We start from the raw sequence: 21,964 nt of genomic DNA on the forward strand, positions 1-21,964 counted from the left end.
AAAATGAACCGAATTCATCAATTATTTGAGAATAAAAGGGAGAGAGTTCTCTCTATCTACTTCACTGCTGGGTTTCCACATTTAGAGGATACTTTGGAAGTGATGGAGTCCATCCAAGAGGGAGGGGCTGATATCATCGAGATCGGTGTACCATATTCTGATCCCATTGCCGATGGACCAACCATTCAGGAAAGTAATTTGGTTGCCCTGGAAAATGGAATTACTCTGAAGAAAATTTTCAATCAACTCGAGAACTTCAGAGAAAAGATCAACATTCCGGTGGTGATGATGGGGTATTTGAACCCTATCATTCAATATGGAATTGAGGAGTTTTGTAAAAAATGCCAGGAGGTTGGGATTGATGGTTTGATTTTACCCGACCTTCCCATGTCTCAGTACCTGGAGGAGTACAAGGAGCTTTTTGAGCAATACGGTTTGGCAAACACTTTTTTGATTTCCCCACAGACCTCAGAGGCAAGAATTCGTGAAATCGATGAAAATTCTGATGGGTTCATTTATGTGGTTTCATCCCATAGCATCACAGGAGCAAAATCTGGAATCAGTTCTGAGCAGATCAGTTATTTTGAACGGGTTCAGCAAATGAATCTTAAGAATCCAAGACTTATTGGCTTTGGCATTTCTAATGCCGAAACCTTCTCAAAAGCATCAGAATACAGCAATGGAGCTATAATCGGCTCAGCTTTCATTAAAAAAGTGAAATTGGCTCAAAGCCTGAAAGAGGATATAGTCAAGTACATTCAATCAGTGATAAACTAATTATGATCATTCAATTACAATCTGATATTTCTGAAGCACAAAGAGGAAAGCTTCTGGATCAGGTCAACAACATAGGGTATAAAACCACCTCGGTGAAAACCCAACTTGGGGAGTATATCATCGGAATCGGTAAAAGAGAGTTTGATATCCGAAAGGTGGGACATCTTGACGGAATCCGAGATATTCATATCGTATCAGATGAGTATAAACTGGTTTCGAAGAAGTGGAAAGCCAAGCCCACAGCAATTGACCTGGGAGATAATGTAGCAATTAAGGATGGAGAGATGGCCATCATTACCGGTCCCTGTTCGATCGAATCTGAAGAGCAAATACGCGCAGTGGTAGATCACTGCGTGGAAAATGGCATCAAGATGATGCGTGGAGGGGTATTTAAGCCTCGGAGCAGTCCATATGCTTTCCGTGGTTTAGGTCTTGAGGGATTAAAACTATGGTACGAAATCGCACATGAAGCCGGAATTAAGATAGTGACTGAGGTAATGCAGACTTCTCAGATTGAGGAAATGTATCCTTATGTGGATGTTTATCAAGTCGGAGCAAGGAATTCTCAGAACTTCAATCTTCTAGATGGATTAGGTACAGTGGATAAAGCAGTGATGATCAAAAGAGGTATTTCAGGGACTATTGAAGAGCTTTTACAATCCGCTGAATATGTATTTTCTGGCGGGAATGAGAAATTAATCTTATGTGAGCGTGGAATCAGAACCTATGAAAAAGCCTCAAGAAATACACTGGACCTAAACGCGGTTCCGATTTTGAAAGAGAAGTCCCATTTACCGGTTATTGTGGATCCTTCTCATGGAATAGGTTTACGAGCATTTGTTCCGCAGATGGCTTTGGCTGGTGTGATGGCAGGTGCAGATGGGGTGATTTATGAATCTCATGCGACTCCTGAAAAAGCCTTTTCTGATGGACAGCAAACTTTAGATTTTGAGCAAAGTGCAAGGTTAGCTTCTTGGATTCGAGAGAGTTTCTCGATGAGAAAAGAATTTGACCTTTTATAAAATAGAATTGCTTGGGTTTCATTCCCTTTGTATTTTAGCACCATGAGTCCAACACCAAGAACTTACGTACATCATTCTTACTGCTTCCTCCAATGAAGGAATAGGAATGACTATGGACATTTGTAAATAAGCAGCCTATTTCTTCTGGAATAGGCTTTTTTTATTTAATGGTCAGTATGGAAACTCTAGTTGGATTTTTGAGTTTGAAATAATATAAACCCAATAAAAGTGATGACAGATAAGCCAAAAAACTGGGTCTTTAGCGACCCTCGATTGAAGGACTTGAAGCAGGAGTATGATAAATATACTGCTGAGGATTTTGAGGTATGGAAAATATTGTATGAAAGACAGATGCCAAATCTTCCTGGTGCGGCATGTGAATCTTACTTGAAGGGGGTGAAGGAAGTGAATTTCACCTCAGATAGAATTGCCAATTTCGAAGAACTCAGTAAAATTCTGAAGGAGACCACAGGATGGGCAGTGCAGGTAGTTCCTGGGTTGATTGATGACGATTTGTTCTTTGGATTATTGAATAATAAGCGTTTTCCTTCTTCCACCTGGTTGAGGAAAATGGAGCAGCTTGATTATTTGGAAGAGCCTGACATGTTTCATGATGCTTTTGCTCATATGCCCATGTTGACTGATAAGCATTACACCGGTTTTCTGGAGGACCTTTCTGGTATTGCCTTGAAGCATATTGATGACCCTTGGGCTATACAACTTTTGAGTCGTATTTATTGGTTTACCATCGAGTTTGGATTAATCAGAGAAAATGGAGAGCTGAGAATATACGGAGCAGGGATTTTGAGCTCAAAGGGTGAGACAAAGTACAGCCTATCAGATGAGCCGGCGCATTATGAGTATGATGTGCGTCGCATAATGAATCAGGAATACTGGAAAGATCACTTCCAGGATAAATATTTTGTGATCGACAGTCTGGAGCAACTCTACACTTCACTTCCCGAGATCGAAGAAGTATTAGAAGAAATGCTTGCAGAAAAAGTTGAAAAGTAAAATAGAAGAGGGCAAAACACCGAAGATGAATTAACTTCGGTGCACCCATCTTCGCCCTAGTCTATGAAAGTTGCTGTCATTAAGTACAATTCTGGAAATGTCCAATCCGTACTGTATGCCCTAGAAAGGCTCGGAGCCAAGGCTGAATTGACCGATGATATTGAAAAAATAAAGTCGGCAGATCGAGTCATTTTTCCTGGTCAGGGAGAAGCCAGTTCGGCTATGCGATATCTTAAATCAAAAAATCTGGATCAGGTAATTAAGGAAACCACTCAGCCGTTTCTGGGAATATGCCTTGGGTTGCAATTACTCTGTGATCATTCAGAGGAAAATAATACAGAATGCCTTGGTATCTTTCCAGTGAAGGTAAAGAAGTTTATTCCAGAAAATAGTCAGGAATTTAAGGTTCCTCAGATTGGCTGGAACGAATTGGAAAAAATAATGGATAATCCTCTTTTTAGAGGGATTAAGCCACATCCTTTTGTCTATTATGTACATAGCTTCTATGCTGAATTGAGCGAGTTTACCATCGCCCAATCACATTATATCCATGACTTCTCTGCTATGCTTCACAAGGATAACTTTTTTGCTATTCAGGCTCACCCTGAAAAGAGCGGTGAAGTTGGAGAGCACCTATTGAAAAATTTTCTTAACCTCAGAAATTAGTCCCAGAAGATGGAAATTATTCCAGCGATTGACCTCATAGGAGGAAAATGTGTACGTCTCAGTCAGGGTGATTATTCAAGTAAAAAGGAATATCATGATGACCCCGTAGAAATGGCCAAAAGGTTTGAAGATGCGGGGATTTCCAGATTGCATTTGGTAGATCTAGATGGTGCCAAAGCAAAAAAAATCATAAATGGAGAGGTTCTGCGGAAGATAAGTGGACAAACCAATTTGAAGGTTGATTTTGGTGGAGGAATTCAGTCAGACAGTGAAATCCAAAAGGCTTTTGAGTTTGGTGCTTCTCAGGTTACAGGTGGAAGTGTGGCCATCAAAAACAGGCCACTTTTCGAAAGCTGGATAGAGAATTTTGGGCCTGAAAAAATCATTCTGGGTGCAGATGCCAAAAACCGAAAAATCGCGGTTGGTGGCTGGGAAGAAACTACTGAAGTGGACCTTATTCCATTCATAAAGGACTTTGCTGCAAAAGGAATCAAATATGTGATTTGTACAGACGTGGCAAAAGACGGGCTATTACAGGGACCTTCTGTCGACCTTTACCAAGAAATAATGGAGCAAATACCTGGGATTAATTTAATAGCTAGCGGAGGTGTTTCATCCATGACCGATTTGGAAGAACTTGAAAAAATCGGGGTTTATGGAGCCATAGTTGGGAAAGCCTATTACGAGGGAAGAGTAACCTTAAATCAGTTGTCTACATTTAATTCTTAAGAATCTTTTTGTCTAACCCCAATTTTCTAATCTTTAGCCTCTCATGTTAACCAAACGAATAATTCCCTGTCTTGACATCAAAGATGGCCGTACGGTCAAAGGGGTGAACTTTGTTCAGCTCAGAGATGCTGGAGATCCAGTAGAACTAGCCAAGATTTATTCAGATGAAGGTGCCGATGAGCTTGTCTTTTTGGACATCACAGCCACAGTAGATAAAAGGAAAACCCTCGCTGAATTGGTGACAAAGGTGGCTAAGGCTATTAATATTCCATTTACGGTAGGCGGTGGGATCTCTACTGTTGAGGATGTGAAAGTGCTTTTAGGTGCGGGAGCAGATAAGATTTCTATCAATTCTGCAGCGGTAAAAAACCCGGGGGTGATTGATGAAATGGCTGCCGAATTTGGTTCACAGTGCATTGTCGTTGCCATAGATACCCGGGATGTGGATGGGACGGATTATGTGCATACCCACGGAGGGAGGAAGCCCACCCTTCTACAGACCCAATCGTGGGCAAAAGAAGTAGCAGATCGAGGTGCAGGAGAGATCCTTTTGACCTCCATGGATCACGATGGAACTAAGGCCGGCTTTGCAAATGAAATTACGGCAGAAATATCCTCTATGCTCACTATTCCTGTTATTGCTTCTGGAGGGGCTGGAAAAATGCATCACTTTGAAGAGGTGTTTTCCTTTGGTAAAGCAGATGCAGCTTTGGCAGCGAGTATTTTCCATTTTAAAGAGATTCCTGTTCCAGAATTGAAAAGCTATCTTGTAGATCGAGGGGTCAGTATTAGATTTTAGAAAAAGTATGTCAACTATGAAAATCGATTTTGAGAAAATGAATGGCCTTGTGCCTGCCATTGTTCAGGACTCCATTAGTGGAATTGTGCTTATGCAAGGCTATATGAATGAGGAGGCTTTAGCAAAAACGGAGCAGACTGGGATGGTTACTTTTTTCAGTCGGAGTAAAAATAGGCTTTGGACTAAGGGTGAAACTTCTGGTAATTTTCTAGAATTGGTCAGTATGAAAGTGGATTGCGATGGAGATTCGATTCTGGTGAAAGCTAATCCAAAGGGTCCGGTTTGTCATACGGGAGCGGATACCTGTTTCTTTGAAGAAAACAATTCAAAGACAGGGTTTATCGATCAGCTCAGGGCAATAATAAAGGAAAGGAAAAATAATCCTTCTGATAAATCTTACACGGCATCGTTATTCGAAAAAGGAATCAATAAAGTGGCTCAGAAAGTCGGGGAGGAGGCTGTGGAAATAGTTATTGAAGCGAAGGATGACAACAAGGAGCTATTCCTTGGTGAAGCTGCGGATTTACTTTTTCATTATTTGGTTTTACTCGAAGCTAAAGGTTACGAATTGGATGAAGTGATGCAGGTTTTGATTGAACGTCATAACAAGAAATAGAAAAAGCCCCGAAGGGCTTTTTTAATATGCAGGAAATTCTTGTTCAAGTCCTTTGAATTGATCAATCATCTCCCATTTGGGACGATAGAAGGTGTTTACCATTCTCGAGCTTACTCCTCCATTTCGGATATAGCCTAAAGCAGCCTGAAGTCTGAAATCATTTTGGTTTCCCCAGTCAAATTCAGGTGAATCACCAACCTCTGCATCTGCTGGAAAACCATCAAAATAATCTGCTGTTCCATCTGCGTTTAAAGTCGCAAAAGTAATCGGAACCACCTCCACATCATTTTCTTCCAATACCCTGTTGTACCTCGAAAGTGGGAAGGATCCAACAGGTTTGCCAAAAGTATTGTCACCGATCAAAACCAGGTCCATAAAAGGAGTGAGGCTATTTATCACAAGTTCAGAAGCAGAGGCAGATCCACGTGAGGTAATGAAAATAACCCTGTTTAGGTCCAGATTTCCGAGCTTTTCATAATTAGTGTTACTGTTTGAGTCTGCTTTGTCATCATTCAGCTTGAATGTGTACATCAGATCACCTGAGTTAGATGCCTGGATGAGATAATTTAAAATTTGCTCAGCAACAGCTACTGATCCACCTCCATTATATCTCAGATCAATTATCAGCTCATCTATACCTTGAGATTGAAAAAACTCCATGGATTCATCCACTTCCAGGCTTTTGGTAGGAGAGATATCGGCAGTCGCTTTAAAACTTTGGTAAACCCAATAGCCTACTTTCTTGCCATCCACATCAATTACCTCCTCATGAAGCACCGAGTTGGATTGGTATTCGGCTTTGGTGTTTGAACGAGTAGTAATGGATCCATCTGGTAAACGGAAAGTGAATGAGTTCGTAATTCCCGGATCTCTTGGGCCTAGATCAAAGTCATATCCTCCAGTAGAGGTTTGATAATCAGCGATTGGGCGACCATTAATTTCTATAACTTCCCATCCTCTCTGAAAGCCGTCCAGTCCAGCCGGAGCTTCAGAAAAAACGTAGGTCAGGTAGAGCTTTCCCTCAGAATTAAAAGCCCACCCAAAACCATGCCCTGCATTTCTACCTACAAAGGCATCACTGAATGCCTGACTTGTCGTGATGTAGGAAAACCTGTCTAGGGGTTTAAATGTCAGAGCATCAAGAAATTCCTCATTAGAGGTGAAGCTAGCAGTATTTGGCTTTGCAGGTAGCTCCTGATTCCAATAATACCACTCCGCCATTACATCATAGATAGCATCTTTTACTTGATCTGATTGGGGAGTTGAGTTAACCGGTTCCTCTGGATCATTACATGCTGCTACCAAAAGGAGTACGATCAGTCCTTGCCAAAATTTAAATTTCATCTGGTCGATTAAAGGGTGTGGTTATTTTACGCCGATGGAAGGATTTTGTTAGATCGCGATATCGTAAACTTTGACGGATTTCCACATCGAGGAATACTTTTCGATGAATTCGAGGTGTAGAGGCTCTTTTTGGTAAGCCAGTTGATCCTCAAGACTATCGAAAAATATCGTGCAGGAGACATGCCAGCTATGATCTACTACGTCTCTTTTTTCTGTGTCGGCTGGAGTTCCGGCGATGAATCTACCCACCGTGGGGCATCTGCCAAGCATCGGTACTGCATCATTTAAAAACTCATTGATATTTTTTTCGTCATGAAGCCAAAAATAGACTTGATGGATCATTGCTTGATTTTGCATGGTTTTGGAAAATGTTTGATAAGGCAAAGTGACGGCTGCACCAGCCACTCCCAGGGTTTTAATAAAACTTCTTCTTGATTTCATAAGCTTGAGCTTGAATCTAAAGCTAAAAAAAATCCCTCAAATTTTATTTTGAGGGATTCTGAATTGATTAATTAAGCTTCCATTTTGGCCATTTTGTTTCGCTCGTTTTCATCCAAATAGATTTTCCTCATTCGGATATTTTTCGGAGTGATTTCTAGGTACTCATCTTTCTGGATATACTCCATGGCCTCTTCAAGCGAGAATCTCTTTGGCGGAGCAATTCTAGTATTATCGTCGGAACCTGAAGCCCTCATGTTGGTAAGCTTCTTTCCTTTCTGAACATTCACCACAATGTCATTGTCTCTGGAATGCTCTCCGATCACCTGACCGGTGTAAAGCTCTTCTCCAGGTTCTACAAAGAATACACCTCGGTCCTGAAGCTTATCAATGGCATAAGGAGTACACTGACCCGCTTCCATGGAAATCAAAGAACCATTGATTCGTCCCGGGATAGGGCCCTTAAATGGCTCATATGCTACGAAACGGTGATTCATGATAGCTTCACCTTGAGTAGCGGTCAAAACATTATTTCTAAGACCAATCAGTCCTCTGGAAGGAATATTGAATTCCAAATGCTGTAAATCACCCTTTGGCTCCATCACTAAAAGCTCGCCTTTCCTTTGCGTAGCTAATTCGATTACCTTTCCAGCAACACTTTCTGGAACATCTACTACAAGAGATTCAATCGGCTCATGCTGGACTCCATCAATTGTCTTTAAAATTACCTGTGGTTGTCCTACCTGAAGCTCATAACCTTCCCTTCTCATTGTTTCAATTAAAACAGAAAGATGAAGGATTCCTCTTCCATACACGATAAATCGATCCTCAGAATCTGTCGGTTCCACGCGAAGGGCGAGGTTCTTCTCAGTCTCCTTGATCAATCGATCCCTTAAATGTCGTGAGGTCACGAATTTTCCTTCTTTACCAAAGAATGGAGAATTGTTGATCGTGAAGAGCATGTTCATGGTTGGCTCATCGATCGCAATTCTTGGAAGTGGTTCAGGGTTCTCGGCATCGGCCACAGTATCTCCGATTTCAAAATCTTCAAGACCTGTAATGGCACAAATGTCACCTGCTACTACCTTTTGGACTTTATTTTTTCCTAGACCTTCAAAGGTGTGCAATTCCTTAACCCGCATTTTTTTGATACTTCCATCCGCCTTGCAAAGTGCGATTTGCTGATTTTCTGAAACTGAACCTCTTCTTACTCTTCCAATAGCGATACGTCCCACGAAGTTGGAGTAATCCAATGAAGTGATTTGCATTTGAAGCGTACCTTCGTCGATTTTAGGTTCTGGGATGTACTCCAAAATTGCATCCAAAAGCGGAAGAATAGAATCTGTTGGGTTTTTCCAATCCGGACCCATCCAGTTTTGCTTTGCCGAACCATAAAGAGTATGGAAATCTAGCTGCTCTTCTGTTGCATCTAGATTGAACATCAGTTCGAAAACAGCCTCGTGAACTTCGTCAGGGCGACAATTTTCTTTATCTACTTTATTTACCACCACGATAGGAGTAAGTCCCAGGGAGATGGCTTTACCAAGCACGAATCTGGTTTGAGGCATCGGTCCCTCGAATGCATCAACGAGCAGAATAACACCATCGGCCATTTTTAGAACCCGTTCCACTTCACCACCGAAATCGGCGTGACCAGGAGTGTCAATGATGTTGATTTTAGTGTCCTTGTATCGGATGGATACATTTTTAGAAAGAATGGTGATTCCCCTCTCTCTTTCCAGATCATTGTTATCGAGGATTAGATCCTCGAATTGCTGATTTTCCCTAAAAATTTTTGAGGCGTGGATAATTTTATCCACTAGTGTGGTTTTGCCATGATCAACGTGTGCGATAATGGCGATATTCCGAATATTCTGCATGGTCTACGGGTTTGAAGCCGCAAAAATACGAAGAATATTTGGTAGTAGAGTTATCTTAAAATTAACTGAAAAAAAGGAGTTTAATCAAATCCCCTTTTAATTCAAGTTTCATAGATCGCTTTTAGCTTTTCTGTTTCTCTAATCGATTGATTTACGACTTTTGGAATGATGAATATGCTGACAAACATCACTCCAAGAACAAGCAAAATTATTCCAGAAAACACTTTTTCAAATAGGGACTGCGGACTTTTTAACACAAACTGATAGGCATTAAAAGCACAGATAATTCCAAGGTTCAGTAATTGGAACCAAAGTGCTGTGACCTGGAAGGAAGCATATTTTCTGTAGGCTTTGGATTTACTCCAATACTTACTGATGATACCGATCGAGGCAATCAGGACGAAACCAACCATCAAAATTAGCCAGAGATTACTATTACCCAGAAGAACCGAACTTTGATGAAAAATGAATCCCAATCCTAAGGGATAAATGATACGAAGGGAAGTGAATAAATCTTTGAGCTCAACCGAGAAGTTTTTTATCACCCTTTTCTGGATGACTTTTTTGTAGGATTCCTCTAGCTCACTAAACCCAAATACACCAAACTCCCCATGGGCTTTTGCAAATGCTTCATTCAATGAGAGCTTTGGATTTTGATTCATCAACTCCTCAACTCGGCATGCGACATGATCCAAAATTTCATACTGAACATCGATTTCAGGATAACCCTTGTAAGAGATCAGTTTTTTAAGAGAATCGATTTGGCCAGGTGAGAGGTTCATATAAGCTTCGATCTTTTCGTTTGTGTGACTACTTCAGAAAGTCCGGAAATTAACAGCAAGCATAAAGAGAAAGTGATCAAATATATGGAGGCATGAGGGGAAATGCCTATCCAAACAAATGTGTCAAGATCCAATAATAGTTGGGAAATACATATGGTAAGCCAAAGCGTGTTTCCAGCGGAGACAACCTGTGAGTTTTTCAACAAGCCACCCCAAAGTCCCATCAGCGCCATTGCCACAGTACAACTTATAACTATCACTTTCAAGCCCTTTTCTGCTGCAAAGGGATCTAGATTCCGAATAAAAAAAATCAGAACCATGAATGTAAAGAGCGGAATGCTTTTGAGTAAAATTCTCCAATTCAGAAGGTTTTTAAAAATGCTTTTGAAATAGCCCAGGTGCGAGGCCATCAAAATTTTCCGCTGAAACTCATTAGGATTAACTTCTTTTTTTGAAAGTAAAAATGCCTCTTCAAAATTCAGCCCAGACCCCATCAATTCTTCCACTTTAGAAGCCAGATGATCGATGAGCTCATTTCGGATGTCTTGGTAAAAGATCGAGTTATCTTGAGCCACTGCCTTAATTTGTTCTAACTGATTTTCTGATAATTTCATAAAAAGGCTGTTTTGGATTTTATTTTGAAAACTTCGAAGAGGATAAGGCCATAGAAAACCAAGAAGATGCAGGTGGCCACACTGAGAAAAGAATATAAATACTCGGGAATAAAATCAGTTAGGCCAAGAATCCTTGGAACGTGTAAGAAAATGTTCGTGAGGGTAATTGGCCAATGAAGTTGTAAAGTTAGATACTCGCTAGTCAAGGAGTTTATTTTATATGATTGGCCTGAAAAGTCATTTTTCAGGGGCTTCAGTTTAATTCTAGTGCGGAACATCACCACAAAATTTAATCCCACTATAAAAATCAAAGGGATCATAATGAATAGAATGACCTGTGTTTTGAAAGGAATTAAAGTGCCGAGGTAAGAGATGGAAGCAATGAAGAAAAGTGTAAAGGCAAATCTCGGCCAGGTGAAGTAAGATTTAAAAACCTCCTTTTGAAGCGTTTTAATTTCGCGACGATTAGAGTTTTTTTGATCTCTCTGTAGTTTTTTACAGAAATTATAGGTGAATTTTTCATCTAGCTCATTGAGCCCATATTTAAAATCATCTTCAGGAAGATTTTCTAAATGAGTCAAGTAGTGGTCATAGACTTCTGAAAGGATCTCTGCAGATGTGATATTCTTTCTAATAATAGACTTTTTAATCAGATCAATTTCTTCTAATGAAAGTGTTCTCATTTCAGAAAAATGGTATTAGAGGTTGAGTTTTGGATCTATTGCAGGATTAAGAATTCGATGAAGGTTATCAATGAACGCATGAAGCTCATTCATTTTGCTGCTCATTTCTGCCTTACCAGACTTGGTGAGGCTGTAGTATTTCCTAACCCGGTTATCCACTTGCTGAATCTCCGTGGTAAGTAATCCTTCAGCTTCCATTTTATGCAAAGCAGGGTAGAGGGCACCTTCGGTGATTTTTATCTCCCCGGCAGTCAGCTCTTTTACTTTTTGGGTGATTTCATAACCATACATTCTATCCTTCTCCTCCAGGAGTTTTAGAATAATGGTTTGAAGGCTTCCCTTAATTAGATTGTTGTTTGACATGAAACCGATCTTTTTTACATCAGGGTCAAATATATCACTTTTCTATATACATAAGAAAGTTAGGTATAATTTTAAATGAAATAATCTTCTCTAATCTGTTTGGTTTCTTTTTTGCTTAATCTCAAAATGATAAACCGATATAATGAAAAAAATCCTCTCTGTTTTTCTTTTGCTTTTAACGGTAGCGGCCTTTAATCCTCTAATGGCGCAAAAAAAGGGAGCCGGATTTGGGGTCAAAGCCGGGATGAATTATAATACTTCTGGGAAGTATTTTAAGGATGCAGGAAATATTTGGGATGATCCGGGAGCCTCTTCAGGCTATCATTTTGGAGGATTTTACAAATTCGGGAATTATGACCTTTTCCTCAGGCCTGAATTACTTTTTACTAATACGAAGTTTGACACAGGGAATGACATTGCAAAGATTTCCAGATTAGATGCACCGGTGATGGTAGGCTTACACATGTTTGAAATTTTTTCTGTCTTTGGAGGCCCTTCCTTTCACTACACTTTAAGCGATAATTATAGCTCCAAGATAGAGGGAATCGATAATAATCCGCTTCGCTTTGGCTATCAATTTGGTCTAGGTCTGAATATTGGACCCGTCGGATTGGATTTGCGTTACGAGAAAGAGTTTAACGACCAGCGGATTAACTTTGATCGGATTTTCAGGGGCACTAATGATTTTAAATCCGAGCAGGTTATTCTGGGGCTTTCCTTCCAGTTCTGATTATTGCTTCCAACTATCAGTTTTTTCACCCATAGTCACGTCTTTGGATTTCCGTATTTGCATTCGGTAATAGACCAAAATCTCCTCAGCTCCAGCAGTTAAAACCGCCTCTTGGGCTTCTTTAGCGATTTTCATCAGCTCTTCTTCTGGCCCTTCCATAACCGTTTCAAATGGAGTGACTTCGTATTTGACTCCTGAGTTTTTAATCACCTCTATAGCCTGATCTACCAGCCAATAGCTGTCTTTGTCTTTGCTTTTTGGAACAATTTGAATTCCCAGATTGATGCTTTTCATTTTTAGTCTTTAACATAGGGAGTGAAAACTTCCTTCCAAATCTCATAGCCCTTTGGATTCATATGGAGACTATCTGTGATAAATATTTCCGGAATAGGCCTTCCATTTTCCCCTAGCATACTGTCCCAAATGTCGATAAAAGTAACTCCCTCATGAGCCAAGCAATACTCCTTCATTAACTGATTTAAGATTTTATAAGATGACATCTTTTCCCAGCGGGAGGGACTTGGTTTTGCGCTTATTAGATAGATTTCAGCATTCTTATTTTCCAATTGAATCCAGCTGACTATTTCATCGAGTTCAGTCATGATATCTGAGACTTTCACATCTGCCCAAATATCATTGTCACCCTCATATATGAAGACTTTTGAGGGCCTATAGTTCAAAACTAATTCCGGTAAATGAGCCATTAAATCAGACGCCTTTGATCCCCCAAAACCAGTGTTAATGATATTCTCTCCGGGAAAATCCTTTTGCAGACTCATCCAGAACCGAATGCTTGAACTTCCTGTAAATACCAATCCACCCGGTTCCCAGCCAGAATCTGATATTTTTTTTATGAGTTCGTCTACCTCTTTTTGAAAGGGTTTTTCCTGGGCCTTTGCCTGAAAGACAAAGCTCAAGAAAAAGGCTAAGGTCAGAATGAAAAAACGTTTGATATGCTCCATGGTGCAAGCTAACCGATCTGGGATAGATGTGCAAAACCGTTCATCAGATGGACATTTTCGAACAGATCGTCCAAAAAGCAATTTTGCACGGAGAAGTACATCGAGTAAAACTGAACTATAAAAATCTCATCATTCGTCCCATAAAAGTGCCTTTTGGTCACATTTCCCCTTTTATGTCTTAAGAAATTTTCAGCTCTAAATCAGTTTGGGTCAGTTTGTGCGTTAAATAATCCAGACATTCAATCACCAAATCTTTATGCAAAAGGTTACAGAGTTTTTTTGGTTTTGCAGTGGAGCCAATGCGGGTATTTTAAGAAGAACTCCTACGGAGTCAAATAAATATGTAGGAATAGGAGCCACTGTTTTTTTCACTGGTGTCCTGGCAGCTTTGGCCGCAGGCTATGCACTTTACACTATTTTCGATCAGTTATTCCCAGCCATCATCTTCGGGTTACTTTGGGGTCTGGTCATATTTAATCTGGACCGGTTTATAGTGTCTTCCATGAGGAAAAAGGAGAACGCCTGGGCTGAATGGAAATTGGCGATTCCTAGATTGGTGCTGGCCGTTCTTTTGGCCTTTGTGATTTCAAAGCCTCTCGAATTAAAGATGTTTGAGAAAGAAATCAATCGGGAATTGGACAGGAAAAAAACCGAATTTATTGCTGAATCCAAAGCCAATCTCGCTCAGGGGTTCCCGGAGATACAGGAGCTGGAAGAAGATATTTTGGCATTAAATGCTGAAGTCGATGAGGCCGAGGCTTTCCGGGATAAACTCCAAAGAGAGTACGACGCCGAACGATTCGGAGAAAAAACTACCGAGACCAGTGGAATAGTGGGGCTTGGCACGAATGCTAAAAAGAAGGAAGAACAACTCGATGCTGCCCAAAAAGCCTTAGATGATCTTAAAGTGCGAAATCAGGCCAGGGTGGACACTCTTGAGAAGCAGATTCGCGATTTCATTGCTTTGCGTCAGCTGGAATTCGAAAAACAACAACCGGGGATTGATGGCTTTGATGGATTGGCAGCTCGAATAGATGCCCTATCCAAATTGACTGAGGAAAGTTCTGCCATGGCTTTAGCCAATATCTTTATCATCCTACTTTTTATAGCCATTGAGACATCTCCCATTTTTGTGAAGCTGATTTCTTCGAGAGGTCCATATGATGAGCTGCTGGAGCTTAGAGAAGACAAGGTGAAACTATTTAAGGATGAGCGATGGACCAAAGCGAAGGGTGAGTCAGAAGCGAGAGTAGGGTATTTTCAGGACACTCATTTTTATGCTACTGACCTAGACAAAGAAAAAACTAACCGGAAAAATAAAGCCAAAACATATTCCGAGATTGATGAAATCGAAGAAAAATGGGGTAGGAAGCAGTTTTAAATTATGCAGATTTTTTGAAGTCTTATGGAGAGGGGCTTATTAAGATTTCAATTCATCCATCACCTTCTTAACGGATTTCCATTCAAACCATTTGACGATTTTGATAAGGAACAAAAGGAACTTTCCCGGATTCAGGAGTTTATCTGCTAGGTTTTCGATTTTTTGATCGCGATCTGTTATTTCATTGTTTTGGTCCAAAGATACATGATACCGTTCAGCAAATTCCCAGGCCCCATCTCTAGCAATTTGAATTGAGAAATTCAGGAGCATTTCGTCTCTCCCTTTAGCCAAAGGAATTAACCATCCGAAAAGTGGTGATATGGTGCTCAATTTTGATTTTACCCCATCGACCAACTCAGAGAGCACTTCATTTATTTTATTGAAATCCCCTTGGATGGGTTCGAGGTTTTGACCTGCCATGGTTTCAGAAGCAGCTATTCCGAGATCTAGATTGATGTGAGCGTTGATTCCGAGGAATAAATGCTGTAGAGTCAAGTACTCTGTTTTTTGGCTTGATTGAAATGCTATAGCCCAACTTTTGGTAGAGGTGCCAGTTGTCATCCAGGAATCATAGGCATCGGTAAATCTTTTTGCAAAAAGGATATCCAGAACCTCCATTCGTTCATTGTCTTCAAATTCCTTTGCAATGATTCCGTTTTTTACTCTTTGGGTGACCATCCTATATAGAATAGCAAAGAACCCCAGCCGACTCTCTTTTTGATAACACTCTTCAATAATGTCGTCCAGCTTGGCTAGAACATCGTCGATTGTTTCCATTTTAGGATAGGAAAAATTGTTCAAGAAGATCACCCACGAAGTAGGCGACCATAGCTGCCAGGAGCCCGAGTGCGAGGGTTTCCAGAATACTTTTTAAAATGGAGGTTTTATTTACATAGCTCTTTAGGAATCCGACAATCGCGAAGGCAATCGCTGTTAAAATACTGGTGAGTAGGAACACCTCGCCGGAAATATCCCCAAAGAAATCCCAGATGTAAATCAGAAGGGGAATAAGTCCAACAAGGATAAAGGAGATTAAGGTGGCTAAACCGATATTTAATGGGCTTTTATCATCAAGAAGCAAATTAAGCTCATCCTTCATCATTTCTGCTACCCAGATATCTTTATCGGTTGTGATTTGATCCACTACACGATCCAGTAACTTCCCTTCGAATCCTTTGGCCCGGTAAATATCCTCAATCTCTTTTCTTTCAGCATCCGGGATATTTTCTACTTCCCAATATTCTATTGCCTGATTTTTTTTGAAGTTTTCTCGTTCACTTTTTGCCGAAAGGTAAGCACCCACAGACATGGAGAATCCGTCTGCCAATAGGTTAGCAAAGCCTAGAATAATAATCACTCCCGTGTCTAGATTTGCGCCAAATCCACCAGCAACAACCGCGAAGGTGGTCACGGCGCCATCTATACCTCCGTACACAAATTCAGGGAGATAGGTTTGGAATCTCCCGAATATGGATGAGGTGTTATGGAGGCTTTCTTCGTGCAATTTATTTAAGGTTTCTCAAGAAAAAGTTTTTAACGTTTTCTCCCATAATTGCCCGGATTTCCGCTTCAGAAAAGCCTTCTTCGATTAGGGCTTCTACGATTAAAGGAAATCCGGTAATATCAAAAGGAACCGCCACTGACCCATCAAAATCGGAGCCGAGGGCCACATGCTCTATTCCTACCAAATCTCGGACATGCTTCATGGATGCGATAATATTTGGGAGTTCCGGTACACCCACAGCCTGATCGAAAAATGCGATTCCTATGATTCCACCCTTGCTAGCTATTTTGCGAATTTGATCATCACTAAGGTTCCTTTGGGAATCAAGGACAGCTCTGACACCTGTATGGGAAACTATGACAGGTTGTGTGGTCATATCCAGAACATCATCTACCATGGCTGGAGAGCAATGCGCAAGATCAATAAACATCCCAAGCTTATTCATTTCCCCAACTACCTGCCTTCCAAACTCAGTCAAACCTTCAAGACTTTCTCCATGTGCCGACCCTCCAAGTTCATTATCGAAAAAATGGGTAAGCCCCATCATCCTCACTCCAGCGTCATAAACCTTTTTAAGGTTTTCTATTTCTCCTTCCAGAGCATGACCACCTTCTATTCCAAGCATAGCCCCGATTACAGCTGGATTTGATTTTTTAGCTTCGATTAATTTTTGCAAATCATCTCTGGATTTTACTAAAAATGCCTCCTCTTCTTCTTGATCAATGAAATCCTTCAAATCTTCAGATTGAGAAAGGGCACGATTCATTAGGCTAAACCAATTAGATGGTGATTCTCCTTTTGCGATCATAAGTGAAGTAATGTTATCATAGGCGTCAGCAGTATTGTGCACCATGTTTTGAGCGGTGGGAGTTTTAGTCACAATTGTGAACATTTGTAAACTCGCATTGGCTTCACGCATTCTCGGGAAATCGACGTGGCCACGAGTACCTTTTTCTGTGATATCCCTTCCCCATAGCAATGCATCACAGTGAAGATCTGCAATAAAATCAAGATCATCATAGAGCTTTTGGGCTTCTTCGGAGACCAAGTAAGGCCCAGTATCTTTTACAGGATTCCGAATATCTTCTACTACAGGTGGAAGAATTAAGGTTGCCAAAAAATAGATGGCCGTGATTACTCCTAAGGTGATTAGTAGTTTCTTCATTCTCTATCTTTGGCTCAAGATAAAGAATTTTTGAAACCTGCAATTAATCCTGAAAACCAGTTAAATATTCTTCTCCATTCACGACGGGACATAAGTTTTTTAGTTCTTCTTCTCTGAAAATTCTGGACCGGGTGTGAAATCTGACTCCTAGAGGAATTTCTAAAGAAAAACTACTTCCCCTTCCTTGAACTACATCAATTGTCAGTTCGCAATGCTTCCAATATTCAAATTGAGATGCACTCATAAAAAAACCACAGCCGGCTATTTCCCCAAGAAAAACATCTGAATTACTTAGTAGGAAGTCTCCCTTTTCAAAGCACATAGGTGCGGACCCATCACAGCAGCCTCCACTTTGATGGAACATTAATTCTCCCCCGATCTGTGCCTTTAATTTTTTAATAATTACTTCAGCTTCGCTAGTTACGAGTACTCTTTTTTGATACTTCATTGTATTGAATTTATGACAAAAAAGGCAGGAGAACCTTCCCCTGCCTTAATCGATGGATCACTTTACTTCTAAAAGAATCCTAGCTTATTCTTATCGTAAGAGATAAGCATGTTTTTAGTTTGCCTGTAGTGATCAAGCATCATAAGATGGTTTTCCCGTCCAAATCCTGACTGTTTATAACCACCGAATGGAGCATGAGCAGGATAAGCATGGTAGCAATTCACCCAAACACGGCCGGCCTTGATCTCTCTGGGAACCTGATACAGCTCATGTGCATCTCTTGACCAAAGCCCTGCTCCAAGACCATACATGGTGTCATTGGCGATTTGGATCGCCTCCTCAGTAGTTTTGAAGGTAGTTACACAAGTCACAGGGCCGAAAATCTCTTCTTGGAATATTCTCATTTTATTATTGCCCTTGAAAATTGTGGGCTTGATGTAATACCCATTTTCAAGACCACTATTTAGGCCAGCAGATGTACCGCCTGTAAGTGCAATAGCTCCTTCTTCTTCACCGATCTTCATGTAAGAAAGTATCTTTTCATATTGGTCATTCGAAGCTTGAGCTCCCATCATGGTGTCCGGTGAGAGAGGATGTCCCATCTTAATTGCCTTTGTTCTTTCAACAACCTTTTCTATGAATACCTCATAAATATCCTCGTGAACCAAAATTCGAGAGGGACAGGTACAAACTTCCCCCTGATTCAAGGCAAACATCACAGCTCCTTCCACAGCTTTATCGAAAAATTCATCGTCAGCATCAGCTACTGATTTCATGAAGATGTTTGGTGACTTACCTCCTAGCTCCATGGTCACCGGAATAAGATTTTGAGAGGCATACTGCATGATAAGTTTACCCGTGGTAGTTTCTCCCGTGAAAGCCACCTTTGCCACTCTTTTGGACGTAGCCAATGGCTTACCGGCTTCGACTCCGAAACCTGTAACCACATTTACTACACCGGCAGGTAGGATATCTCCAATGAGCTCCATCAATACCATGATGCTGGTTGGTGTTTGTTCAGCTGGTTTTACGACGCAGCAGCAACCTGCAGCTAAAGCTGGGGCTATTTTCCAAGTAGCCATAAGCAAAGGGAAATTCCAAGGGATGATCTGGCCCACTACTCCAAGCGGCTCATGTAAAGCAATACTTACCGTATTGGCATCATGCTCTGAAATGGTGCTTTCGTCAGCTCTGATTACTCCTGCAAAATATCTGAAATGATCCACGCATAGTGGAAGGTCAGCAGCTCTTGTTTCGCGGATTGCTTTTCCATTGTCGATTGTTTCTACCCGTGCTAGCAACTCAAGGTTTTCCTCGATTACATCTGCGATTTTGTTAAGAATTCTACTTCTTTCAGTTGGAGAGGTCCTTGACCAGGTTGCGAAGGCTTCATGAGCTGCATCTAGCGCTAGCTCTATGTCCTGAGCATTCCCTCTTGCTGCTTGGGCAAAAGGCTTTCCATCGATGGGGGAGATATTGTCAAAATATTCTCCGGAGCTAGGTTTTACGAATTTACCACCAATGAAATGGTCATAGCGATCCTTTAATTCAGGTCTCTCTACAGGTGGTGCTTGGGATAAAGTTAAAGTGTCCATAGTGCAATAGATTATTTTGGTATTCTTCAAATGTCCCAAATGAATTCCAAAAAAAATTGCACTAAATGCTCAACTTATGTACCTGAATTGCTCAAAAAAGGGTGAAAAGGTCTGTTGTCAAACTTAATTCTGACTTTTGTCAGGTTTTCTGAACCTTACTCTCAGTAATTTACGGAATGACCCAGAATAAATTTAAAAGTGTTCCATGGAGGAGTGCAAGTGATTTACGTACACTCGTTGAAAATAGGACCACTTACACTCTAGATAGCTGTGAGCTAAACATTTTTGAAACCCACCAAAAGGCAGCTGATGTGAATTTAAGGTTTGGCGACCTTGTATTGACCACCATGCTGAGAGGCAAAAAAGTGATGCATCTTTTTGATAAACCGGGATTCGACTATCTCCCCGGAGAATCTGTAATTGTTCCTCCCGATGAGGTGATGAGAATTGATTTTCCTGAAGCTAATCTGAATAATCCCACTCAATGTGTAGCACTTTCTATTTCTAAGGAAATGATAGAAAACACATTCAATCTTTTAAATGATAGGTTTCAGGATAAGGTACTCACTGAAAAGTGGGGCTTGGACTTAAGCTATTTTCATCTAATCAATACACAGGATCTTTCTGAGATCATTAATCGCTTTATAAAAATAGGAGTGAAGGAGAGATCAAGGGAAAAGGATTTAATAGCTTCATTTGCCTTGAAAGAACTCCTGATTCGTCTGACCCAGACACAGGCTAGAAACATGTTGGAAAAAACATATAAAGAGCTTTCTTCAAAAAACCAGTTAGCAAATGTTGTAGACTTCATCAAGAGTAATATTCGTGAGAACTTTACACTGGAACAGCTTGCCAGTAAGGCCTGCATGAGTAAAGCTCACTTCGTACGTACATTTAAACTTGAACTTGGTATGACACCAATGGATTTCGTTTTAAATGAGCGCCTGAGACTTGCCCGCCAATACTTGACCATGGGAGGATTTCAAGTTCAGGAGGTTGCGACGATGTCTGGCTTTAATAGTGATAACTACTTCATCCGAGCCTTCAAACGTAAGTATGGCAAAACCCCGCGTTCATTTGCCAGGAATAGAGAAATAAATTAACCGCTTTCTTTGTTTTTTACAGGTTAAAATTTAAGTTTAAATGAATTTAGCAATCAAAATGAGTATTAGAATACTTAATTGCCAAATTTTATATGGTTTTGATTGATTGATAATAAACCCGATTAAAAGGGGCTTCTTCGGAAAGCCCCTTTTTTATTGGCCTTGTTTTTTAAGTTTTTTTGATTTTTAGGAGTAGGAAGGGTTAATAATCGCCCCAAAGTGTTCTAAAAAATGTGAAAGACCCATTTATTGGTTCAATTAGGAAAGCCGACGTGATTTTGAATTTTTTGCACTTTTTGTCGATTTAGCCGTCTTTTCTTTGGTTGAGAGCTGATATCAGGGCTTTTTGCCTTTTTTCAAAACTGTAATTTTCGATAATCTGCTTTCTGGCTTTCAAACGTAGTTCATTCATTTTTTCCTCTTCGAGTCCGTTCACCCATTGGATGACCGGTTCGATAGCCTTAGACCTGTTGATAAACCCTGAATCCTCAATAATTTCAGCGATAGCCCCCACATTGGATCCTATCGGAATACATCCACAGGACATGGCTTCGGCCAAGGCGTTTGGAAAGCCTTCCGAAACTGAAAGCTGTAAATAGAATTGGTGATTATTCAATTCTTCTAATAATTCAGACCTTGTCATTTTTTCCTTAACCAAAATATTAGACTCAGCATGAGAATAATTTGGGTCTCCAATGAGGGTAAATGTCCAATTTGGATTTATTCGTGCTAAAGCCCGGATCAAATCATATCCTTTGATTAAGGCCCTGGTGGGGTTAGATGTACCTGCAGCGATGCTAACGAAACTGAGTTTTTCTCTTAAATTTCCACGGTCCATCCAAAAATCAGTATCAAATCCATTTGGGATCACTTCCATGGGAGTGGAAAGATCTGGGATCAAATTTAATAGTCCCTGAGAGGGGGATATTCGAGGATCGTATGAATACTCCTGCTGAATTAGAGACTTTGCCACTGGAAGAATTTTATGACAATTTCGAAAGGAATAGACAGTCGCCTTTCGCAACCATTTCTTCCTAAAGTTCCCATAATTTATTTCCGGCATATTCATACAATCTGTACCTCCGGCTTGAATCAGGCATCTTTTGCCGAAGGCTCTGGCAAACCAAACGGGAAGAACAGAATGATATCCCCCAAAGAAACAGAGGTACTGCTCAGTCCTTGGCAAAAACCAGAGCAACTGAAAAAACTGCTTAATGAAATGGAAGATTAGGGTTTTTGGATTTTGAGTAAACTCCAAAGCTTTGATCCTGTACTCAGAGCTAAGCATTTCAATATCGCGATCAATAAATGCTGTTTTGACTGGGAAAGTATAGAGGATCATTCTTTTA

General features: G+C 40.5%; 25 protein-coding genes. 10 read left to right on the forward strand and 15 right to left on the reverse strand.

The genetic code is table 11. The features are described from left to right. Window positions 1-3 precede the first annotated feature (3 nt). The 7 genes from trpA to hisIE all read left to right on the forward strand — a co-directional run bounded on the left by trpA (window position 4) and on the right by hisIE (window position 5,623). Window positions 4-777, forward strand: a complete 774-nt coding sequence (gene trpA, locus QVH07_RS16600) for a tryptophan synthase subunit alpha (protein WP_290002670.1) — start codon at window positions 4-6, stop codon at window positions 775-777. Between the two features lie 2 nt (window positions 778-779). Continuing rightward, window positions 780-1,799, forward strand: a complete 1,020-nt coding sequence (locus QVH07_RS16605; RefSeq protein WP_290002671.1) for a bifunctional 3-deoxy-7-phosphoheptulonate synthase/chorismate mutase — start codon at window positions 780-782, stop codon at window positions 1,797-1,799. Window positions 1,800-2,030: 231 nt separating this feature from the next. Then, a complete protein-coding gene (locus tag QVH07_RS16610) occupies window positions 2,031-2,813 on the forward strand; it encodes a phenylalanine 4-monooxygenase (protein ID WP_290002673.1) in 783 nt (260 codons plus the stop codon). A gap of 63 nt (window positions 2,814-2,876) precedes the next feature. Further along, window positions 2,877-3,479 carry an imidazole glycerol phosphate synthase subunit HisH gene (gene hisH / locus QVH07_RS16615; RefSeq protein WP_290002674.1) on the forward strand — a complete coding sequence of 201 codons (603 nt, stop codon included), beginning with the start codon at window positions 2,877-2,879 and terminating at the stop codon, window positions 3,477-3,479. 9 nt (window positions 3,480-3,488) lie between these two features. Next, window positions 3,489-4,208: a 1-(5-phosphoribosyl)-5-[(5-phosphoribosylamino)methylideneamino]imidazole-4-carboxamide isomerase gene (gene hisA / locus QVH07_RS16620; protein WP_290002677.1), complete on the forward strand. Its 720-nt coding sequence runs from the start codon at window positions 3,489-3,491 to the stop codon at window positions 4,206-4,208. 43 nt (window positions 4,209-4,251) lie between these two features. Beyond that, window positions 4,252-5,007 (forward strand): imidazole glycerol phosphate synthase subunit HisF, encoded by a 756-nt coding sequence (gene hisF / locus QVH07_RS16625; RefSeq protein ID WP_290002678.1) that lies wholly within the window; start codon window positions 4,252-4,254, stop codon window positions 5,005-5,007. 7 nt (window positions 5,008-5,014) lie between these two features. Then, window positions 5,015-5,623 (forward strand): bifunctional phosphoribosyl-AMP cyclohydrolase/phosphoribosyl-ATP diphosphatase HisIE, encoded by a 609-nt coding sequence (hisIE, locus tag QVH07_RS16630; RefSeq protein WP_290002679.1) that lies wholly within the window; start codon window positions 5,015-5,017, stop codon window positions 5,621-5,623. Window positions 5,624-5,644: 21 nt separating this feature from the next. Here the strand turns inward: hisIE and QVH07_RS16635 are convergent, their stop codons facing one another. From QVH07_RS16635 to QVH07_RS16665, 7 genes are all read right to left on the reverse strand, one after another. Continuing rightward, on the reverse strand, window positions 5,645-6,967 hold the full coding sequence (locus QVH07_RS16635) for a S41 family peptidase (protein WP_290002680.1): 1,323 nt from the start codon (window positions 6,965-6,967) through the stop codon (window positions 5,645-5,647). A gap of 48 nt (window positions 6,968-7,015) precedes the next feature. After that, window positions 7,016-7,408: a Dabb family protein gene (locus QVH07_RS16640; protein ID WP_290002681.1), complete on the reverse strand. Its 393-nt coding sequence runs from the start codon at window positions 7,406-7,408 to the stop codon at window positions 7,016-7,018. A 71-nt stretch (window positions 7,409-7,479) separates the two neighbouring features. Then, a complete protein-coding gene (typA, locus tag QVH07_RS16645) occupies window positions 7,480-9,285 on the reverse strand; it encodes a translational GTPase TypA (RefSeq protein WP_290002682.1) in 1,806 nt (601 codons plus the stop codon). A 101-nt stretch (window positions 9,286-9,386) separates the two neighbouring features. Then, window positions 9,387-10,067 (reverse strand): hypothetical protein, encoded by a 681-nt coding sequence (locus QVH07_RS16650; protein WP_290002683.1) that lies wholly within the window; start codon window positions 10,065-10,067, stop codon window positions 9,387-9,389. Beyond that, window positions 10,064-10,681 (reverse strand): hypothetical protein, encoded by a 618-nt coding sequence (locus QVH07_RS16655; protein WP_290002686.1) that lies wholly within the window; start codon window positions 10,679-10,681, stop codon window positions 10,064-10,066. Before QVH07_RS16655 ends, QVH07_RS16650 begins: the two co-directional genes overlap by 4 nt. Then, window positions 10,678-11,364 carry a hypothetical protein gene (locus QVH07_RS16660; protein ID WP_290002689.1) on the reverse strand — a complete coding sequence of 229 codons (687 nt, stop codon included), beginning with the start codon at window positions 11,362-11,364 and terminating at the stop codon, window positions 10,678-10,680. The genes QVH07_RS16655 and QVH07_RS16660 overlap by 4 nt, the downstream gene beginning before the upstream one ends. 15 nt (window positions 11,365-11,379) lie before the next feature. Further along, a complete protein-coding gene (locus QVH07_RS16665) occupies window positions 11,380-11,727 on the reverse strand; it encodes a PadR family transcriptional regulator (RefSeq protein ID WP_290002692.1) in 348 nt (115 codons plus the stop codon). A gap of 142 nt (window positions 11,728-11,869) precedes the next feature. Between QVH07_RS16665 and QVH07_RS16670 the strand changes: the two genes are divergently transcribed. Further along, window positions 11,870-12,457, forward strand: a complete 588-nt coding sequence (locus QVH07_RS16670) for an outer membrane beta-barrel protein (protein WP_290002696.1) — start codon at window positions 11,870-11,872, stop codon at window positions 12,455-12,457. Here QVH07_RS16670 and QVH07_RS16675 read toward each other — a convergent pair whose 3' ends face one another. Next, the gene (locus tag QVH07_RS16675; protein ID WP_290002701.1) at window positions 12,458-12,751 is read right to left on the reverse strand and encodes a thiamine-binding protein; all 294 of its coding nucleotides are present in this window, start codon (window positions 12,749-12,751) and stop codon (window positions 12,458-12,460) included. It abuts the gene before it with no gap. A 2-nt stretch (window positions 12,752-12,753) separates the two neighbouring features. Next, window positions 12,754-13,419, reverse strand: coding sequence for a GDSL-type esterase/lipase family protein (locus QVH07_RS16680; protein ID WP_290002703.1), 666 nt, complete (start codon window positions 13,417-13,419; stop codon window positions 12,754-12,756). A 256-nt stretch (window positions 13,420-13,675) separates the two neighbouring features. On the opposite strand from QVH07_RS16680, the gene QVH07_RS16685 reads away from it, so the two are divergent. Next, window positions 13,676-14,800 (forward strand): DUF4407 domain-containing protein, encoded by a 1,125-nt coding sequence (locus tag QVH07_RS16685; RefSeq protein WP_290002706.1) that lies wholly within the window; start codon window positions 13,676-13,678, stop codon window positions 14,798-14,800. Window positions 14,801-14,839: 39 nt separating this feature from the next. On the opposite strand, the gene QVH07_RS16690 is transcribed toward QVH07_RS16685, so the two are convergent. The 5 genes from QVH07_RS16690 to QVH07_RS16710 all read right to left on the reverse strand — a co-directional run bounded on the left by QVH07_RS16690 (window position 14,840) and on the right by QVH07_RS16710 (window position 19,512). Then, a complete protein-coding gene (locus QVH07_RS16690) occupies window positions 14,840-15,577 on the reverse strand; it encodes a DUF5995 family protein (protein ID WP_290002708.1) in 738 nt (245 codons plus the stop codon). 1 nt (window position 15,578) lies between these two features. Continuing rightward, window positions 15,579-16,304 carry a VIT1/CCC1 transporter family protein gene (locus QVH07_RS16695; RefSeq protein ID WP_290002710.1) on the reverse strand — a complete coding sequence of 242 codons (726 nt, stop codon included), beginning with the start codon at window positions 16,302-16,304 and terminating at the stop codon, window positions 15,579-15,581. A gap of 1 nt (window position 16,305) precedes the next feature. Next, window positions 16,306-17,469, reverse strand: a complete 1,164-nt coding sequence (locus QVH07_RS16700) for a dipeptidase (protein WP_290002713.1) — start codon at window positions 17,467-17,469, stop codon at window positions 16,306-16,308. A 43-nt stretch (window positions 17,470-17,512) separates the two neighbouring features. Next, window positions 17,513-17,917 carry a DUF779 domain-containing protein gene (locus tag QVH07_RS16705; protein WP_290002716.1) on the reverse strand — a complete coding sequence of 135 codons (405 nt, stop codon included), beginning with the start codon at window positions 17,915-17,917 and terminating at the stop codon, window positions 17,513-17,515. A gap of 68 nt (window positions 17,918-17,985) precedes the next feature. Next, a complete protein-coding gene (locus QVH07_RS16710; RefSeq protein ID WP_290002717.1) occupies window positions 17,986-19,512 on the reverse strand; it encodes an aldehyde dehydrogenase family protein in 1,527 nt (508 codons plus the stop codon). A gap of 176 nt (window positions 19,513-19,688) precedes the next feature. Here QVH07_RS16710 and QVH07_RS16715 point away from each other — a divergent pair, with 176 nt between their 5' ends. Next, a complete protein-coding gene (locus QVH07_RS16715) occupies window positions 19,689-20,615 on the forward strand; it encodes an AraC family transcriptional regulator (protein ID WP_290002719.1) in 927 nt (308 codons plus the stop codon). 304 nt (window positions 20,616-20,919) lie between these two features. Here the strand turns inward: QVH07_RS16715 and QVH07_RS16720 are convergent, their stop codons facing one another. Next, a complete protein-coding gene (locus tag QVH07_RS16720; RefSeq protein ID WP_290002722.1) occupies window positions 20,920-21,957 on the reverse strand; it encodes a glycosyltransferase family 4 protein in 1,038 nt (345 codons plus the stop codon). Window positions 21,958-21,964 lie beyond the last annotated feature (7 nt).

The organism is Algoriphagus sediminis (genome assembly GCF_030403435.1).
Taxonomy (GTDB): domain Bacteria; phylum Bacteroidota; class Bacteroidia; order Cytophagales; family Cyclobacteriaceae; genus Algoriphagus; species Algoriphagus sediminis.

Bases quoted from the DNA above. Each gene is read 5' to 3' on its own strand.
- trpA (WP_290002670.1), top strand. From the start codon at position 4: ATGAACCGAATTCATCAATTATTTGAGAATAAAAGGGAGAGAGTTCTC.
- QVH07_RS16605 (WP_290002671.1), top strand. From the start codon at position 780: ATGATCATTCAATTACAATCTGATATTTCTGAAGCACAAAGAGGAAAG.
- QVH07_RS16610 (WP_290002673.1), top strand. From the start codon at position 2,031: ATGACAGATAAGCCAAAAAACTGGGTCTTTAGCGACCCTCGATTGAAG.
- hisH (WP_290002674.1), top strand. From the start codon at position 2,877: ATGAAAGTTGCTGTCATTAAGTACAATTCTGGAAATGTCCAATCCGTA.
- hisA (WP_290002677.1), top strand. From the start codon at position 3,489: ATGGAAATTATTCCAGCGATTGACCTCATAGGAGGAAAATGTGTACGT.
- hisF (WP_290002678.1), top strand. From the start codon at position 4,252: ATGTTAACCAAACGAATAATTCCCTGTCTTGACATCAAAGATGGCCGT.
- hisIE (WP_290002679.1), top strand. From the start codon at position 5,015: ATGTCAACTATGAAAATCGATTTTGAGAAAATGAATGGCCTTGTGCCT.
- QVH07_RS16635 (WP_290002680.1), bottom strand. From the start codon at position 6,967: ATGAAATTTAAATTTTGGCAAGGACTGATCGTACTCCTTTTGGTAGCA.
- QVH07_RS16640 (WP_290002681.1), bottom strand. From the start codon at position 7,408: ATGAAATCAAGAAGAAGTTTTATTAAAACCCTGGGAGTGGCTGGTGCA.
- typA (WP_290002682.1), bottom strand. From the start codon at position 9,285: ATGCAGAATATTCGGAATATCGCCATTATCGCACACGTTGATCATGGC.
- QVH07_RS16650 (WP_290002683.1), bottom strand. From the start codon at position 10,067: ATGAACCTCTCACCTGGCCAAATCGATTCTCTTAAAAAACTGATCTCT.
- QVH07_RS16655 (WP_290002686.1), bottom strand. From the start codon at position 10,681: ATGAAATTATCAGAAAATCAGTTAGAACAAATTAAGGCAGTGGCTCAA.
- QVH07_RS16660 (WP_290002689.1), bottom strand. From the start codon at position 11,364: ATGAGAACACTTTCATTAGAAGAAATTGATCTGATTAAAAAGTCTATT.
- QVH07_RS16665 (WP_290002692.1), bottom strand. From the start codon at position 11,727: ATGTCAAACAACAATCTAATTAAGGGAAGCCTTCAAACCATTATTCTA.
- QVH07_RS16670 (WP_290002696.1), top strand. From the start codon at position 11,870: ATGAAAAAAATCCTCTCTGTTTTTCTTTTGCTTTTAACGGTAGCGGCC.
- QVH07_RS16675 (WP_290002701.1), bottom strand. From the start codon at position 12,751: ATGAAAAGCATCAATCTGGGAATTCAAATTGTTCCAAAAAGCAAAGAC.
- QVH07_RS16680 (WP_290002703.1), bottom strand. From the start codon at position 13,419: ATGGAGCATATCAAACGTTTTTTCATTCTGACCTTAGCCTTTTTCTTG.
- QVH07_RS16685 (WP_290002706.1), top strand. From the start codon at position 13,676: ATGCAAAAGGTTACAGAGTTTTTTTGGTTTTGCAGTGGAGCCAATGCG.
- QVH07_RS16690 (WP_290002708.1), bottom strand. From the start codon at position 15,577: ATGGAAACAATCGACGATGTTCTAGCCAAGCTGGACGACATTATTGAA.
- QVH07_RS16700 (WP_290002713.1), bottom strand. From the start codon at position 17,469: ATGAAGAAACTACTAATCACCTTAGGAGTAATCACGGCCATCTATTTT.
- QVH07_RS16705 (WP_290002716.1), bottom strand. From the start codon at position 17,917: ATGAAGTATCAAAAAAGAGTACTCGTAACTAGCGAAGCTGAAGTAATT.
- QVH07_RS16710 (WP_290002717.1), bottom strand. From the start codon at position 19,512: ATGGACACTTTAACTTTATCCCAAGCACCACCTGTAGAGAGACCTGAA.
- QVH07_RS16715 (WP_290002719.1), top strand. From the start codon at position 19,689: ATGACCCAGAATAAATTTAAAAGTGTTCCATGGAGGAGTGCAAGTGAT.
- QVH07_RS16720 (WP_290002722.1), bottom strand. From the start codon at position 21,957: ATGATCCTCTATACTTTCCCAGTCAAAACAGCATTTATTGATCGCGAT.